Raw genomic sequence first — 16,302 nt, forward strand, 5'->3', positions numbered from 1 at the left:
GGCGGCACGTCGCCCGCGCGCGTGCGCGAGCAGATCGGCCGCCTGAGCGGCGCGATCGAACGCCAGGCCGCCTGGGCGGCCGACTACCGGGGGCCGTCATGCTGAGCGCCTCCGATTCGAGCCGTCTCGACGGCGCATCCGGGCCGGCCGGCGCCGCGGCAGACGATACCGCCGGCCTCGTGCGCGTGCGCCGGCGCTACTGGGGCCGTTATGTCGCGTCGATCGCGATCATCGCCGCGCTCGCCTACGTGGCCGCCGCGTTCGCGCGCGGACAGATCGAATGGCGCGTCGTCGGCCAGTTCCTGACCGCACGCTCGATCCTGACGGGGCTCGGCAACACGATCGTGATGACCGTTCTCGCGATGACGCTCGGCGTCGTGCTCGGCGTGGTCACCGCGGTAATGCGGCTGTCGTCGAACCCGGTGCTCGGCGCGATCGCGCAGGGCTACATCTGGCTGTTCCGCGGCACGCCGGTGATCCTGCAACTGCTGCTGTGGTTCAACCTCGCGCTGGTGTTCCCGACGCTCGGCATCCCGGGCATCGCCGAATTCCGGACCGTCGACGTGATGACGCCGTTCCTCGCGGCGGTGCTCGGGCTCGGCATCAACCAGGGCGCGTATACGTCGGAAGTCGTGCGCGCGGGGCTGCTGTCGGTCGACACCGGCCAGTACGAGGCCGCGAAATCGATCGGCATGCCGCGCCTGCAGGCGCTGCGCCGGATCATCCTGCCGCAGGCGATGCGCGTGATCGTGCCGCCGATCGGCAACGAGCTGATCGGCATGGTCAAGCTGACGTCGCTCGCGAGCGTCGTGCAGTACGCGGAGATGCTGCACAACGCGCAGAACATCTACTACGCGAACGCCCGCGTGATCGAGCTGCTGATCGTCGCGGGCATCTGGTATCTCGCGGTCGTCACCGTGCTGTCGCTCGCGCAGGCGCGCGTCGAACGGCGCTTCGCGCGCGGCGCGGGCCGCGCGGCGGCCCGCACATGAACGGCACGACCCTCAACCATCGGGAGAACGTCATGACGAACGCGGTTGTTCGCGCGGTAGACGTGCGCAAGTCGTACGGCGATTTCCAGGCGCTGCACGGCATCACGCTCGACGTCGCGCAGGGCGAAGTGCTGTGCATCATCGGGCCGTCGGGCTCGGGCAAGAGCACGTTCCTGCGCTGCATCAACCAGCTCGAGACGATCAGCGCGGGCGCGCTGTGGGTCAACGGCGAACTGGCCGGCTACCGGCGCGCCGGCGACCGGCTCCACGAGTTGTCGGAGCGCCAGGTTGCGCGCCAGCGGCTGGCGACGAGCATGGTGTTCCAGCGCTTCAACCTGTTCCCGCACAAGACCGCGCTCGAGAACGTGACCGAGGGCCCCGTGCAGGTGCTCAAGCGCCGCCGCGCGCAAGCGGAGGAGGAAGCGCGCGCGCTGCTCGCGCGCGTCGGGCTCGCGCACAAATGCGACGCGTTTCCGGTCGAGCTGTCGGGCGGCCAGCAGCAGCGCGTCGCGATCGCGCGGGCGCTCGCGATGCATCCGCAGCTGATCCTGTTCGACGAACCGACGTCGGCGCTCGATCCCGAGCTCGTCGGCGAAGTGCTGGCCGTGATGCGCGATCTCGCGAAGAGCGGGATGACGATGATCGTCGTCACGCACGAGCTCGGCTTCGCGCGCGAGGTGGCCGACCGCGTCGTGTTCATGGACGGCGGCCGGATCGTCGAGAGCGGGCCGCCCGACCAGGTGCTGTCCGCGCCGACGCACGCGCGTACGCGCGATTTCATCTCGGCCGTGATTGCATGAACGGGCCGGGCGCCCCGGACCGAAGCGCCCGAACGATTCCACCGTCAACGATACAAGCCCACCACGACAAGGCGCCCCCATGAAAGCATCCGTCCTGACCCGCACGCTGGCCGCCGTCGCATTCGGCGCGCTCGCGCTGCATGCCTCCTTCGCAGTCGCCCAGGCCGCGAGCGCGAAGCGCACGCTGAACGTCGCGATCGTGCCGAACTATCCGCCGTTCGAATACAAGGACCCGGCGACCGACAAGCTCGCGGGCTTCGACGTCGATCTCGGCGAAGCGCTCGCCGCGAAGATGGGGGCGAAGCTGAACTGGGTCGAAACGAGCTTCGACCAGATGATGAGCGCGGTCGCGACGCAGCGCGTCGACATGATCCTGTCCGGCATGACCGACCTGCCGACGCGCCGCGATGCGGTGACGTTCGTCGACTACATCGAGACGGGCCCGCAGTTCTATACGCTGAAGGCGCGCGCCGGCGAGTTCGCGCAGATGGGCGCGCTGTGCGGCAAGCGCGTCGGGTCGAGCCGGCGCACGTCGTTCCCGGACAACACGACCGCGTGGAGCGCGGAGAACTGCGTGAAGGCCGGCAAGCCGGCGATCGTCGTGGTCGGTACCGACGGCTCGTCGGACGCGCGCATGCAGTTGCGCCAGAACCGCATCGACGCGGCCGTGCAGGGCGGCGAGACGCTGCCGTACCAGAACGGCCTCGAGCAGAACGCATACGCGCCGGTCGGCAAGCCGTTCCTGTCTCAATACACGGGCATCGGCGTCGCGAAGAGCAACACCGCGCTGAGCGGCGCGCTGACGACGGCGCTCAACCAGCTGATCGCTGACGGTTCCTACCAGAAGATCCTGGCGAAGTGGGGGCTGCAGGAACATGCGGTGACGAAGGCGATGATCAACGGCACCCACTGAGCGCGCGATGACGGCCCTCGCTCCCCGCTGGCCGGACGCGAAGCGCGCGTGCGTCGCGCTCGCGTTCGATCTCGACGGCCCGACCGGCGACGCGATGCTGAACGGGTCGATCTGGCGCAACCCCGCGTATTTCACGCTCGGCAGCTACGGGCCGTGGCGCGCGCTCGGCCGCTTGCTCGACATGCTCGCGGCGTTCGACCTGCCCGCGACGTTCTTCGTGCCGGCGTGGGTTGCGCGGACCTGGCCCGCGCAATGCGCGGCGATCGTCGAGCGTGGCCACGAGATCGGCTACCACGGCTACCGCCACGAAGCGTTCTGGACGCTCGAGCCCGGGCGGCAGCGCGAGATCATGGCGCAGTCGGCCGACGTCTTCGCGCGTACGCTCGGCGTGCGGCCGGTCGGGTTCCGCACGCCGTCCGGCGACTGGAGCGCGGAGACGGTGGCCGTGCTGCGCGAAGCCGGCGTGCGCTATTCGAGCTCGATGCGCGGCGACGACCGGCCGTACCTGCTGCACGGTGACGACGGCGAGGCGCCGCTCGTCGAGATACCCGGTCGCTGGGAGACCGACGACTACGCGTCGCTTGCGTATCACCGCAACCCCGACTATCCGGCCGGGCTCGACCGGATCGCCGGCTACGGCGCGACGCTCGACAACTGGACGCGCGAATTCGACGGCGTATACCGCGAAGGGCTGTGCCTGACGACGCTGCTGCATCCGAAGGTCTGCGGCAAGCCCGGCCGCATCGCGCTGCTCGAGGCGTGGCTCGGCCACATGCGCGCACAGGATGGCGTATGGTTCGCGCGCTGCCGCGAAGTGGCCGACTGGTGGCTTGCGCAGCACGCGCGAGACGCGCAACCCACGCAACGGAGCGGCCTGTGACGACACTCCCTTCATGGCCGGGCGGCGCGCGATGCGCGGTCGCGATCACGGTCGACTTCAACGACATTCACGGTATCCAGACACGCGAGCCGCGCATCGTCGGCCGCGAGAAATCGCTGTCGGTCTGGCGTTACGGCGCGACGCGCGGCGTCGATCGGCTGCTCGATGCGTTCGATGCGTTCCGCGTACCGGCGAGCTGGTTCGTCCCGGGCATCGTCGCCGAAACGCATGCGGATGCGGTGCGCGCGATCGCCGCAGCCGGCCACGAGCTCGGCGTGAGCGGCTATCGCTGCGAGGATTTCGACGCGCTGCCGCTCGCCGCGCAGGTCGATGCGTGCCGCGCCGGACGGGCGGCGCTCGCCGACACGATCGGCCGCGACGTGGAAGGCTTTCGCTCGTTCACCGGCAACTGGGCCGACGGTTTCCCGGATTTCCTCGTCGCGGAAGGTTTCACGTGGTCGTCGTCGTGGCGCGGCGACGATCTGCCGTATGTGCATCCGCGCGGCGACGGCGGCGCGGACGGCGCGCGGCTCGTCGAGTTGCCGCTGCACTACGAACTCGAAGACGAGCCGTACTTCGAGTTCAACCTGTCGCCGCCCGTGCCGGTCGGTCAGCCGCGCATCGCGGCGTACCGCGACGTGCTCGACAACTGGCGGCGCGACGTCGACGGGTTTCGGCGCTTCGGGCTGTGCTGCGTGCTGCGCCTGCATCCCGAGATCATCGGCACGGCAGCGCGGATCGACCTGCTGCGCGCCTTGTTCGCGCATCTGCGTGACGCGGGCGACGTCTGGTTCGCGACGGGGCGCGACATCGCGCGCTGGTGGTGTGCCCAGGCGCCCGTCAATGCGCCCGGACATCCGGTCGACGTGTTCGCGCACTGCGTGGCGGAGGAGTCGGCGCGATGACGATGACAACCGATACGCGCGCCACGCGGCTCGCGGCGTTCGTCGCGCAGACGTCCGCCGACGCGTTGCCGGACGACGTCGTCGCGAAGGCCAAGCGTCATGTGCTCGATACGTTCGGTGCCGCGCTGGCGGGCGCGTCGGCCGTCGAGACGCGCAGTGCCCGTGCGCTGACCGGCGCCGTCGCGCAGGGCGGCGCGCCGCTGTGGGGCACGCGGCGGACCGCGGGCGCGCGCGATGCGGCGTTCGTCAACGGGATTGCCGCGCACGCGCTCGAACTCGACGATTCCGGCGGCTGCGATCATTCGGGCGCGGTCGTGCTGCCGGCCGTGCTCGCCGCGCTGTCGTGCGCGGGGCGCACGGTGACGGGCCGCGAATGCGTGGCGGCGATCGTGCTCGGCTACGACGTCGGCCGGCGCGTGCTCGAGGCAGCGGGCGGCTACCCGGTTCACAACGGGGCGGGCTGGCACTCGACGCTCAGTTGCGGCGTGTTCGGTGCGGCGGCCGCGAGCGCGCGCGTGCTCGGGCTCGACGCCGCGCGCACGCGCGACGCGCTCGGCCATGCGGCGAGTTTCGCGGGCGGCCTGTGGGGTTTCATCCACGACGGAGCGCAGACGAAGCGGCTGCACGCCGGGCGTGCGGCGGAGGGCGGCGTGCTCGCGGCGCTGCTCGCGCGCGAAGGCGTGAGCGGCCCCGCGCACGTATTCGACGACGTGTGGGGCGGTTTCTTCAACACGTTCGCCGCACAATCGCATATGCCCGACGCATTGACCGACGGCCTCGGCGCGCACTGGAAGCTGATGCGCTGCTCGATCAAGCCGCATGCATCGTGCCGCAGCGCGCATGCGGCCGTCGACGCGGCGCTGCAGCTCGCGGACGGCCGCATCGTCGAGGCCGGCGAGATCGAGCGGGTGATCGTGCGCACGAGCGCGTTCGTGGCCCGCATGTGCGGCGGTCGCGACCTGTCGACGCTGTCGTCCGCGCAGATGAGCCTGCCGTACGCGGTGGCGGCGGCGCTGGCGTTCGGCGACACGGGGATCGGCGTGTATCGCGCGGACCGGCGCACCGATTCGCGCGTGACCGCGCTGCTCGCGCGCATCGCGGTCGACGCCGATCCGGCGCTCGGCGATCTCGACGAGCCGACGGTGATCCTGCATCGCCCCGACGGACGGCGGGAATCGCGCCACGTGCCGATCGCGCTCGGCGACCCGCGCAATCCGCTGTCGGACGCAGCGCTGCTGGCGAAATATCGTGCGCTGGCGGGCATGGCGCTCGACCGGGCGCAGGTCGATGCACTGAGCGACGTGTGCCTGTCGCTGGACCGGCAGGCGGATGCGCGCGTGATGAACGACTGGCTCGCAGGCGATGCCGAAGCGGCGTGCGCGATCGTCTGAATGTCGACGTGTGTCGAATCGGTACGAGCGTACCTGTCCGGGGAGCGGGAATGAACGTGCGGCATCCGAAGCCGCAAGCACGGGACGGGCTGTCCGCAGCGTTGGCCGCAGGTGAACCGGAAATTATGCCCCTGTCGATATAAAGGGTGCACGCATTAAAAAAATCGCCCGGAGGCGATGAAAGAAGTGCGCCATACGTCTCTCTTGCCGCATCGGTCATTTCCCGGGGGAAATCGGGAAAAACGCTCATGCCGCGCCAGAACTCGAATGTGATCGCTCGAAGTCCGATCTTGCTTCGAGAAATGACTCGCCTCGATTCCGCCCTTATTCGCGAGCATCCGCATCCCCCTCCCGCATGTCGGCAACGAAATCGGTCGAATGCCGTTCATGTTGGCCGCGTTACGGCGTGTCGTTACGTAACGTATGCGAACGCCGCAGTTGCGCAAACGTTACACAGGATTGTTTTGATTTATTCATACCTTTCAAATTTGGGACATAGGTCATTGGTTTATCGAGGATTTTCCGCGCTGCAGCAAGAGAACGCGTCCCGGTGGCACGGATCGTGCGTCAAATGGCATGTGCAGAAGTAGTTAATACCATAACGCTAGACCAATCATGAATCAGATCAACACTCCTATATCCGGACGCGACGCGGGGGCGAAGCGGTCGATTCCGGACACTCAATCGATAAATCGCGTCCATTCGCCAATCCATTCGCGATGGCTCGGGCGCGGCATTTCCGTTGCCATGCCGAATCGTGTTGAGACGTCCTTGCGGCGGCCATGCATCGGCGCGGGGGCGTGAGCCTGAGTAACCGGTAGTTCGTCCGCGGTCTGGATTCCCGGCGTGAATTGAACCGTCCATTCGATAAAGGCGCGTTCAATTTCATATAGGAATACGAATTTATTGATTAATTCATCGACGGCCAATGACGCCCGGGATGAATGTTGTCGATGCATCGGGATACCGAGGGCGGAGCATGTCCGGCGTCGCTCGGGAAATGTCCGTCGGCGTGGTGATCGGAACGGACGCGTTTGACCGCAAATACGGCGCCATCGTGCGCCGCCTGGAGAATATCCATGTTCGGATTTCAGTCGATTATCGCGCGCCTGCTCGATGCGCTCGTGGTGGTGCTGGGGGCGGCTGCAGCGTCGCACGTGCGGTTCGATGACGAAACGCTCGGCCGGCCGGACGCGATGGTCGTCCCGTTTGTCGCGATGCTGGCGCTCGCCGTCTTTCCTGCATGTCAGGTGTATCAGTCCTGGCGCGGGCGGTCGTGGATCGCGATGATCAGCCGCATCAGCGCCGCATGGGTCGCCGTGCAGGCTTGCAACCTCGTGCTGCTGTTCGCGATGCATCGCGTCGATCAGGTGTCGAGGCTGTGGTTCGTCTACTGGACGGCAATCGCGGGATGCGGATTCGTCGTCGTTCGCCTGGCTGCCTATACGATGCTCGCGCGCGTCAGGCATGCGGGCCTGAATCTTCGCAAGGTGGCGATCGTCGGTCACGGCGCGCATGCCGTGCGTGTGATCGAAACGCTTGCGCTGTCGCCGGCAAGCGGATTTCGCCCCGTCGTGCTCCACGATCCCGCGGGATCGTCCAACGGCATCATCCCGGCGATCGCGGATTTCACCGAATTCGCCGCGGCAGTGCGTGCCGAAGCCGCGACGGAAATCTGGCTCGCGTTGCCGATCTCCGAGGAACGGACGATCCGGCGCGTGCTGAAGACGTTCGGCGACGATCTGATCAATATCCGCTTCATGCCGGACATGTGCAGCATCGCGCTGCTTGGCGGAACGATGATGGATCTCGTCGGCATGCCGGCAATCAACCTCGTTGCATCGCCGATGTCGCATCACGCGTTGATGCAGAAGGCGCTGTTCGACCGAGTATTCGCGGCAGCAGCTCTCGTCGCGCTGGCGCCGCTGCTCGGCCTGATCGCGCTGGCGGTCAAGCTGTCGTCCCCGGGCCCGGTGTTGTTTACGCAGTACCGGAAAGGCGCCGACGGCCGGGTGTTCAGGATCTACAAGTTCCGCACGATGCGCGTGCACGCCGAACCGGCCGGCATCGTGCGCCAGGCGACCCGGGGCGATGCGCGCATCACGCGGGTCGGCGCGTTCCTGCGTCGCACCAGCCTCGACGAGCTGCCGCAGTTCTTCAACGTGCTGCGTGGTGACATGTCGGTCGTCGGGCCAAGACCGCACGCCATCGAGCACGACGATCTGTACCGGCCGCTCGTCGAGGGATACATCCATCGTTACCGGATCAAGCCGGGCATCACCGGATGGGCGCAGGTCAACGGCTATCGCGGCGAGACGGATCACCTCGACAAGATGGTCGGCCGTGTCCAGCACGACCTCTATTACCTGCGCAACTGGTCCTTCGGGCTCGACATGAAAATTGTCGCCGCCACGGTACTGAAGGGCTTCGTCCATCCGAACGCCTACTGAGCCCGGCCATGATCGAACGCATTCTGGTCGTCTGCGACGGCAACGCATGCCGCAGCCCGATGGCGAGCGCGATGCTGGCACGCGCGCTGCCGTCCGTGCAGGTGCGTTGCGCAGGACTGATCGCGCTGGCGGGCCGGCCGGCCGCACAGGCTGCGATCGACGTGATGCGCGAACGCGGCTTCGACATCACGTCGCATATCGCGCAACCGGTGCATCTCGGCCACGTGCGTGCGTCGCAACTGATTCTCGCGATGACGCTCGTGCAGTGTCGCGAGATCGAGCGTCGTTACCCGTTCGCGCGCGGTCGCGTCTTCCAGCTCGACCATGCCGCGAAATGCGATATCGCGGATCCGGTCGGCAAGTCGGCGGACGTGTTCGATGCCGTGGCGCGTCACATCGAGCGCGCGGTGGCGCACTGGATCGCGCGGATTCCCGCAGCTGCCGCACGGGGGCACTGCTGATGCGACGCCATGTCGGTCGACTCGCGATGCTCATCGGCCTGTCGTGTGCATCGGCTGCGCACGGCAATGCACCGGCGGCGCGCCCTTCGGCGAATGCGCCGCGGTGGATCGTGGGGCTCGCGGATACCGCGTCCCAGACCTCGAATCCGTGGCGCGGATCGATCGCAAAGCCGTCGGTCGCGTCGGGCGTCGCGGTGCCGGCGGTCGGCAACTACGCGCCGCTGCCGATCGAGCGGCAGATGCGGGCGTTGTCGATCGACGCGCTGGGCATGCCGACGGCGCATCGCACGCGCGGCGCGGCACGCGTCCCGAATCGGCCGCGCGGCGGGACCGACAACGCGGCAGACGACTGGCCGGGCATGGAGCCGCCCTGGTCCCGTTCGTCGTGGTGATCGACCGGGCGGCGCGGCATGAGGGCGAAGCAAGCCAAACCCTCACGCGAAGAAATGAACACATTCGTGAGCACGGCGCCACGGACGGAATTGACGATAGCGCGACATACGAGGCGGCAATGGGCAAATCATTCGACGGTATATCGACAGGAAGCAGACGGGGCCGCGCGCTGGCCCCGCTCGTGCTGTCCGTGTTCCTGACGGCATGTGCCGTTGCGCCCGGCATGCGGATGACCGGCTCGCAGGAATTGCCGGTGGCCAGCGCGCGCAACGGCGAACCGGCGCAGTCGCTCGATGTGCCGATCCGGGAAATCGACGTCAACCTGCTGCAATCGATGCGCGACGACAGCGACGCGACCGGGCACGTCGACGCGCTGTTGCGCGAGCGCACGAAGGGCGGCTATCGGATCGGCGCCGGCGACGTGTTGCAGATCACGGTGTGGGATCACCCCGAACTTTCCGCGGCGGCGCCGACGAATCAGTCGTCGTCGACACAACGGCAGAGCGACCCCGTCGGCGGCTTCATCGTCGATGAAACCGGCAGCGTGCAGTTTCCCTATGTCGGGACGCTCGCGGTCTCGGGCAGGACGACGACCGAGGTGCGCGATGCGTTCCGCGTCGCGTTGACGAAAACCTTCCGCGACCCGCAGGTCACCGTGCGCGTCACGTCGTACCGCAGCCAGCAGGTCTATGTCGAAGGCGAGGTGCGCAATCCGGGCGTCCAGCCGATCAACGACGTGCCGATGACGCTGATCGAGGCGATCGATCGCGCGGGCGGGCTTCAGCCGACGGCCGATCGAAGCCGCATCGAGCTGCTGCGCGGCGACGAGCATTACGTGCTTAACCTGTCCCTGCTCGTCGCACGACGCATCGATCCGGCCCGCATCCTGTTGCGCAACCGGGACGTGCTGCGCGTGCAGTCGCGCGAGGACAACGGTGCGTTCGTGATGGGCGAGGTCGCGAAGCCGACGCTCGCGCTGCCGCTGCGCGACGGCTCGTTGACGCTCGGCGACGCGTTGCAGCAAGCCGGCAGCTTCAACAGCGGCACCGCCGACACGGCACAGGTCTACGTGATTCGTGGCCGCGGCTCGAGTACCCCCGACGTGTTTCATCTCGACGCGAAGTCGCCGGTTGCCATGGTGCTCGCGAACGACTTCAGGCTGGCGCCGAAGGATGTCGTTTATGTCGACGGCAACGGCCTCGTCCGACTCAGCCGCGTGCTGTCGCTGCTGTTGCCCGCCATCAATGCCGGCATGACCGGCGCGCTGGTCGCGAAATGAACCGCCGGACCCCGATCGACACTGGATTTGCGATGACAGACCTTTCCGAAGCACGGCTGTACGACGCGGCGTTGTACGACGATGCGCCCCTTTCGTCCTACGTCGATATCGTGCTGGCCCGGTGGCGCATGGTGCTGGGCATCGCGGCCGGCGTGTTCCTGCTGGGGCTGCTGTATGTCGTATTCGCGACGCCGGTCTATCGTGTCGACGCGACGATCCAGGTCAACGAATCGACCACGGCAGGCAATTCGCCGTTGCACGACATTGCGGCGTTGCTCGACAACGGGAGCACGACCGCTGCCGAACTCGAACTCGTGCGCGCGCGCATGGTGATCGACTCGGTCGTCACGAAGCAGCATCTGAACCTCATCGCCGAACCGCGCTATTTCCCGTTGATCGGCCGCTGGGTCGCCCGTCGCTATCGGGACGACGGCGTGGCGCGGCCGCTTTGGGGATTGTCCCGGTTTGCATGGGGCGGCGAGCGATTCGACGTCGTCGCGTTCGAGACGGCCGGGAAGAAGAGCCACGACGGCATCGACGCGCTGGACGGGCTCTGGTTCGACGTGACCGCCGAAGGCGGCGGACGCTACGTGGTCAGGGACGAGGACGGCGACGTCGTGCTGAAAGGCGAGGTCGGCGTGCCGGCGCACGGGCAGTACAAGGCGCAGCCGCTGACGCTGCTGGTCGCCGCTCTCGACGCCAGGCCGGGCACGGCGTTTCGGCTCAGGCGCATCCCGCAGCTCGAAGCGGTCTCCCAGCTCCAGGACGATCTGACCGTCGAGGAAAAGGCCAAGCAATCCGGCATCCTGACCGTCACGCTCGAGGGCGACGACCGGACCCGCATCCGGGACATCCTGCGGGCCGTGGTCGACGGCTACGTCCAGCAGAACAAGGAGTACCGGAGCGAGGAGGCCGCCGCGACGCTGGCATCGCTGAAGAGCAGCATGCCGACCGTCATGAAAGCGCTGAAGGATGCCGAGGACAAATACGCGGCGTTTCGCGCGCGCACGGGGACGGTCGATCTCGACGAACAGGGCAAGCTGCTGCTCGGCCAGGAAGTGGACATCGAGACGCGCACGCTTGAACTCAAGCAAAAGCGTGTCGACCTGATCGCGCGGTTCGCCGACGGCCATCCGGCCGTGCAGGCGCTCGACGCCAACCTGGCGGAACTGGCGGGCAAGGCGAAGGAACTGAAGGCGCTCGAAGCCAGGTTGCCCGATACGGAGCGGGAGGGCCTCGGCGTGCTGCGTGACGTGCGCGTCAACACCGAGCTGTATACGAACCTGCTGAACACCGGACAACAGCTCGAGATCGCCAGGAGAAGCGAGATCGGCAATGTCCGCGCCGTCGACTTGCCGGTCCTGCCGGTGAAACCGGTCAAGCCCAGGCGCCTGCTGCTGGTCGCGCTGTCGTTGTGTGTCGGGATTGCCCTCGGCGTCGCCGCCCCGTTCGCACAGCGGGCGGTATGGGGCCGCGTCGAACATTCCGAGCACCTCGAGCAGGTACTGGGCGTACCGGTCTATGCGGTGGTGCCGCATAGTCGGGAGCAGCGGCGTCTCGTGCGAAACCAGCAGCACGCGGGACAGGGCGCGCATGTTCTCGCATCGGAAATTCCGGAGGACGTGACCGTCGACGCGATCCGCAGCCTGCGCACGACGCTGCAGTTCACGATGTCCGAGTCGGGGCACAACGTGATCATGGTCACGAGCCCGCAGCCCAGTGCGGGCAAATCGTTCCTCTGCGCGAACCTGGCTTCGCTGTTCGCGTCGGGCGGCAAGCGCGTGCTGCTGATCGATGCCGATATTCGCCGCGGTCAGTCGCATCGCCACTTCGGGTTGCCGGCGGCGCCCGGCCTGCCCGACGCGATCGCGAGCGGCACGCTCGAGCGCGGCGTCCAGAAATCGGCGGTTGCCGGCGTCGACGTGCTCGCGCGCGGTGCCGTCGCCCGCACGTCGGAGCTGTTCAACGACGGCCGCTTCAAGATGCTGCTCGACACGGCATCGCGTCTCTACGACATCGTCATCGTCGATACGGCCCCGATCCTCGCGCTGCACGATGCGGCGACCATCGGCCGCCACGGCGCGACGACGCTGCTGTGCGTCCGGCATGGCCGCAGCTCGATGCCGGAGATTCGCGAGGCGGAGCGTCGCCTGCGCAATGCCGGCATCGCGATCAGCGGCGTCGTGCTGAACGACGTGCCGCGGCGCCAGGCCGTCTACGGCGCGTATGGCGAAGGGAAATACGCGTATGAAACCGAGCACTGAGCCCGCGATTCGCGACATCGCGCTGCTCGCCGCGAGCGACCGCGCCGAGTCGCCCGCCGGCGGGCGACTCGGCGCGCGCACGGTGCGAAGCCTCGCGTGGGCGCTGGTGCAGGCGTGGGGCGGCAAGCTCGTCACGCTCGTCACGTATCTGCTGGTCGCGCGCTGGCTCGGCCCGGCGGACGTCGGGCTCGCGGCCGCGGTCACGCTGTCGCTGTCGCTGGTCCTGATGATCGCCGAGGGCGGCTTCAGCGACGCGCTGGTTCAGCGCGCATCGCTCCACGACGACGACCTCGAATGGCCGTTCTTGTGTTCGATCGGTATGGCGGTCGTCCTCGCGGCCGTGATGTTCGTGCTGGCCGGGCGCGTCGAAACGTGGCTGGGCGTACCCGGCCTGGCGCCGTACCTGCGGGTGGCGTGCGCGTTCGTGCCGATCGGCTCGGCGAGTTCGTTCCAGGAGGGGCTGTACAAGCGGCGGCTGGATTTCAGGACGCTGGCCATGCGTCAACTCGTGTCGGTGAGCGTCGCGGGCGCCGTGGCGGTCGCGCTGGCGATCGCGGGCGCCGGCGCGTGGAGCCTGATCGCGCAGGCGGCGACCTTCATGACGGTGTCCGCGCTCTGGCTCTGGCGCAGACCGGTCTGGCGGCCGCGCGGCCGCCGCAACGCGTCGACGTTCTGGCTGATCGCGCGCTTCGGCGGGCACGTCGTCGCGTCGAGGCTGATCGACTGGTGCGCGACGCGAACGGTGGACCTGATCGTCGTCGCGCTGTACGGCGCGGCCGGGCTGGGCATCTACGCGATCGGGGCGAAGCTCTATCAGACGGCGCTGGAACTGCTGTGCCGCGCCGCGACCGACGTCGCGCTCGCGGTGCTGTCGCGTGTCGCGCACGACGCCGGGAAAATGGCCGCCACCTATCTCGACGTCACGGGGCTGGCCGCGATGGCCGCGGCGCCGCTGTTCGTCCTGATGGCCGTGTCGAGCCGCGACATCACGATCGTGCTGTTCGGTGCGCGCTGGGCCGACAGCGCCGCGATCATGACGCCGCTGATGGGGCTCGGCGCGATTCAGACCGTCCAGTTCATCAACGGCGCATTCCTGGCTGCGCGCGGCCGGCCGAACGTCGCGATGTGGCTGACGTTCGTCAAGCTCGTCCTGGTGCTGGGCGCGATGGTCTGCCTGCCGTCGCACGACGTCGCGGGGCTGGCGTGGCTGTATGTCGGCGCCGTGCTGTGTATCACGCCGCTCAGCTTCGGCGCCGTCGTCGTGGAGCTGTCGATCGATCCCCGCCGCTTGCTGGGGCGGCTGGTGCCGCCGTATCTGATTGCGCTCGGCTGCGCGCTGGTCGTATCGCGGCTTGGCGCGTATCTCGGCGGCGTATCGGCTCTCGTCAGGTTGCCGCTTCAGGTCGTTTGCTTCGGCGCCGCTTATGCCGGCGCGACCTGGATATTGCGTCGTCAGGCCGCCCGGCAAACCGTGGCGATGCTGAGCGCATTGCGCGATGCGAGGAACCGGACATGAGCCGCCTCGCGCCGCAGGTGCCGCGGCAACGCGCGTCGTCGTCCGGCGTATCGACGATCGGGCCGCATGTGCGCTTCGATCTCGCGGACGCGGTCTTGCTCGTATTGCTGCTGCTGAGTTCGATCCAGTTCCTGAAGATCGGCGGCGCGCAACTCGGCCAGATGTTCGCGGTGCTCGTGCTGCCGGTGCTGCTGGTGCGGCGCCGGATCCCCGTCGGCGCATGGGAAATCTGGGCCTTTGCGTTGTTCGTCGGCGTGGCGCTGTCGACGACCTTTCTGTCCGGCTATCCGCGCTTCAAGGCGGCCGAGCAGATCGTGAAATTCGGGTTCGTGATGCCGGCGTTCTATTTGATCGGCCGCTATTACGGTGCGCGGGCACGCACGCGGCCGTTGCCGTTCGGCTATGTCGCGATCGCGGGGTTTCTGGCGTTTCAGTACGCGCTGCAGTATTTCGACGTCCCGGTGCTGTACGAAAAAGTCGACTTCATGCAGAACGCGATTCACGGTTCGTTCAAGGAGCGCAACTGGTTCGCGGCGTTTTTCTTCCTGACCGCCTACGCGTGTTTCCTGCAGTCGCCGCGCCGCATTCCCGACGTCGTGAAGTTCGTTGCGCTCGCACTCGTCGTGACGCTGCTGAGCGAATCGAAGACGGTGCTGATCGCATGCGCGATCGTGATCCTGCTGCAGGTGCGCGGCTATTTCTTCGCGAAAGTGCTGACGATGGCCGCCGGGGCGGCGTTCTATCTGTACATGTTCACGCGCGAACTGACCGGCGACCAGCTTCAGGTCCGGCTGCAACAGGAGCGCGGGCTTGCCTTCACGGAATCGATCAAGCTGGTCGGCCGCGACTGGATCGGTCACGGCTTCGGCTTCGTCGAGCATTACTTCTCGCACTCGGCCGTCGCCGTCCGCGGGCTCGGCGAGGGCACGAGCGCCGTGTTTTGCGCGCCGCTGGATCTGATGCTGGTGGCCGGCCCGATCGGGTTGCTCGCGTGGGCGGTGTTCTTTGCGGGTCTCGGCCAGGGCCGGCGCGCGATGGTGTTGCTCGCGCCGATCGCGGCATGGTCGCTGATCAACCCGATGCACCAGAGCGAAACGTCATACCTGTTCGTCGGCTATCTCGCGTCGTTCGCGTTCGCTCCGCGGGCGGCGCGCCGGAAAGCGCGCGCTGCGCCGCGCGTGTTGCGGCCCCGATCCATTTTCCCGTCCGGACCTACCCGATGAAATTCTCCCTCATCATGGCGACGCTCGGCCGCAGCGACGAGATCGTGCGCATGTTCGATTCGCTGGTGCTGCAAGCCTATGCCGACCTCGAAGTGATCGTCGTCGACCAGAACCCGGACGACCGGGTCGAGCGGATCGTCGACCGGTATCGCGACCGGCTGACGATCGTCCATCTGCGATCCGGCAAGGGCAAGTCGCGGGCGACGAACGTCGGCCTGAAGGCCGTGACGGGCGACGTGGTCGGGTTCCCCGACGACGATTGCTGGTATCGGCCCGGGACGCTCCATGCGGTCGCGGCGCGCTTGTCTGCCGACCGGATGCTCGACGGCGTGACGGGCATGAGCGTCGACGCCGCGGGCCGGCCGTCGCAAGGACGGTGGGCGACTTCGGGGCAGACCGTCAACCGCTTCAACGTGTGGGTATGCGCGACGTCGTACACGATCTTCCTGCGCCGGTCTGCCGTGCATGCGGCGGGGCAGTTCGACGTGGACCTCGGCGTGGGCGCGACCACGCGCTGGGGCGCGGGGGAGGAAGTCGACTTTCTCGTGCGCGCGCTGCAGGCGGGGTGCCGGATCGACTACGAGCCGCATCTGCGTGTCCATCATCCCGAGCCGCTCGCCGTGCTCGACGAGCAGGCCTATGCGCGCGGCCGGCGCTACAACCGCGGGTTCGGGCATGTGCTGCGCATCAATCGCTATCCGCTCGCCTACGTCCTTTACATGATCGCGCGGCCTGTCGCCGGCTGCCTGCTGTCATGCGTGCGCCGCAATCCCCGGCGTGCGAAGTACTACTGGATCGCCGCGTCGCATCGACTGCTTGGCTGGATGGATTGAAC

14 protein-coding genes are annotated in these 16,302 nt (G+C 67.7%); 13 read left to right on the forward strand and 1 reads right to left on the reverse strand.

The genetic code is table 11. The annotated features are described in order from the left end of the window. The first annotated feature begins 98 nt into the window (after positions 1 to 98). From ACNQQL_RS33275 to ACNQQL_RS33300, 6 genes are all read left to right on the forward strand, one after another. Complete coding sequence (locus ACNQQL_RS33275) at positions 99 to 992, forward strand: amino acid ABC transporter permease (protein ID WP_347068600.1); 894 nt, start codon at positions 99 to 101, stop codon at positions 990 to 992. Beyond that, a complete protein-coding gene (locus ACNQQL_RS33280) occupies positions 989 to 1,792 on the forward strand; it encodes an amino acid ABC transporter ATP-binding protein (RefSeq protein WP_347068602.1) in 804 nt (267 codons plus the stop codon). Before ACNQQL_RS33275 ends, ACNQQL_RS33280 begins: the two co-directional genes overlap by 4 nt. Positions 1,793 to 1,871: 79 nt before the next feature. Beyond that, positions 1,872 to 2,705, forward strand: coding sequence for an ABC transporter substrate-binding protein (locus tag ACNQQL_RS33285; RefSeq protein WP_072443994.1), 834 nt, complete (start codon positions 1,872 to 1,874; stop codon positions 2,703 to 2,705). A gap of 7 nt (positions 2,706 to 2,712) precedes the next feature. Then, entirely contained in the window at positions 2,713 to 3,585 is an 873-nt protein-coding gene (locus tag ACNQQL_RS33290) for a polysaccharide deacetylase (RefSeq protein ID WP_347068604.1), read from the forward strand. Further along, on the forward strand, positions 3,582 to 4,490 hold the full coding sequence (locus ACNQQL_RS33295; RefSeq protein ID WP_347068606.1) for a polysaccharide deacetylase: 909 nt from the start codon (positions 3,582 to 3,584) through the stop codon (positions 4,488 to 4,490). Before ACNQQL_RS33290 ends, ACNQQL_RS33295 begins: the two co-directional genes overlap by 4 nt. Then, positions 4,487 to 5,881 carry an MmgE/PrpD family protein gene (locus tag ACNQQL_RS33300; RefSeq protein ID WP_347068608.1) on the forward strand — a complete coding sequence of 465 codons (1,395 nt, stop codon included), beginning with the start codon at positions 4,487 to 4,489 and terminating at the stop codon, positions 5,879 to 5,881. Before ACNQQL_RS33295 ends, ACNQQL_RS33300 begins: the two co-directional genes overlap by 4 nt. Before the next feature lie 680 nt (positions 5,882 to 6,561). Here the strand turns inward: ACNQQL_RS33300 and ACNQQL_RS33305 are convergent. Then, positions 6,562 to 6,840, reverse strand: a complete 279-nt coding sequence (locus tag ACNQQL_RS33305) for a hypothetical protein (protein ID WP_347068609.1) — start codon at positions 6,838 to 6,840, stop codon at positions 6,562 to 6,564. 120 nt (positions 6,841 to 6,960) lie between these two features. Here ACNQQL_RS33305 and ACNQQL_RS33310 point away from each other — a divergent pair, with 120 nt between their 5' ends. The 7 genes from ACNQQL_RS33310 to ACNQQL_RS33340 all read left to right on the forward strand — a co-directional run bounded on the left by ACNQQL_RS33310 (position 6,961) and on the right by ACNQQL_RS33340 (position 16,300). Continuing rightward, entirely contained in the window at positions 6,961 to 8,331 is a 1,371-nt protein-coding gene (locus tag ACNQQL_RS33310; RefSeq protein ID WP_347068611.1) for an undecaprenyl-phosphate glucose phosphotransferase, read from the forward strand. Between the two features lie 8 nt (positions 8,332 to 8,339). Continuing rightward, the gene (locus ACNQQL_RS33315; protein ID WP_072443982.1) at positions 8,340 to 8,792 is read left to right on the forward strand and encodes a protein tyrosine phosphatase; all 453 of its coding nucleotides are present in this window, start codon (positions 8,340 to 8,342) and stop codon (positions 8,790 to 8,792) included. A 511-nt stretch (positions 8,793 to 9,303) separates the two neighbouring features. Beyond that, on the forward strand, positions 9,304 to 10,464 hold the full coding sequence (locus tag ACNQQL_RS33320; protein WP_416392811.1) for a polysaccharide biosynthesis/export family protein: 1,161 nt from the start codon (positions 9,304 to 9,306) through the stop codon (positions 10,462 to 10,464). A 32-nt stretch (positions 10,465 to 10,496) separates the two neighbouring features. Next, positions 10,497 to 12,728 carry a polysaccharide biosynthesis tyrosine autokinase gene (locus ACNQQL_RS33325; protein ID WP_347068615.1) on the forward strand — a complete coding sequence of 744 codons (2,232 nt, stop codon included), beginning with the start codon at positions 10,497 to 10,499 and terminating at the stop codon, positions 12,726 to 12,728. Further along, positions 12,712 to 14,244 carry an oligosaccharide flippase family protein gene (locus tag ACNQQL_RS33330; RefSeq protein ID WP_347068616.1) on the forward strand — a complete coding sequence of 511 codons (1,533 nt, stop codon included), beginning with the start codon at positions 12,712 to 12,714 and terminating at the stop codon, positions 14,242 to 14,244. The genes ACNQQL_RS33325 and ACNQQL_RS33330 overlap by 17 nt, the downstream gene beginning before the upstream one ends. Beyond that, positions 14,241 to 15,467 carry a hypothetical protein gene (locus ACNQQL_RS33335; protein ID WP_347068618.1) on the forward strand — a complete coding sequence of 409 codons (1,227 nt, stop codon included), beginning with the start codon at positions 14,241 to 14,243 and terminating at the stop codon, positions 15,465 to 15,467. The genes ACNQQL_RS33330 and ACNQQL_RS33335 overlap by 4 nt, the downstream gene beginning before the upstream one ends. Beyond that, on the forward strand, positions 15,464 to 16,300 hold the full coding sequence (locus tag ACNQQL_RS33340) for a glycosyltransferase family 2 protein (protein ID WP_347068620.1): 837 nt from the start codon (positions 15,464 to 15,466) through the stop codon (positions 16,298 to 16,300). Before ACNQQL_RS33335 ends, ACNQQL_RS33340 begins: the two co-directional genes overlap by 4 nt. Positions 16,301 to 16,302: the final 2 nt, after the last annotated feature.

It is taken from the genome of Burkholderia sp. LFS061, assembly GCF_047978125.1.
Lineage (GTDB): Bacteria > Pseudomonadota > Gammaproteobacteria > Burkholderiales > Burkholderiaceae > Burkholderia > Burkholderia pyrrocinia_C.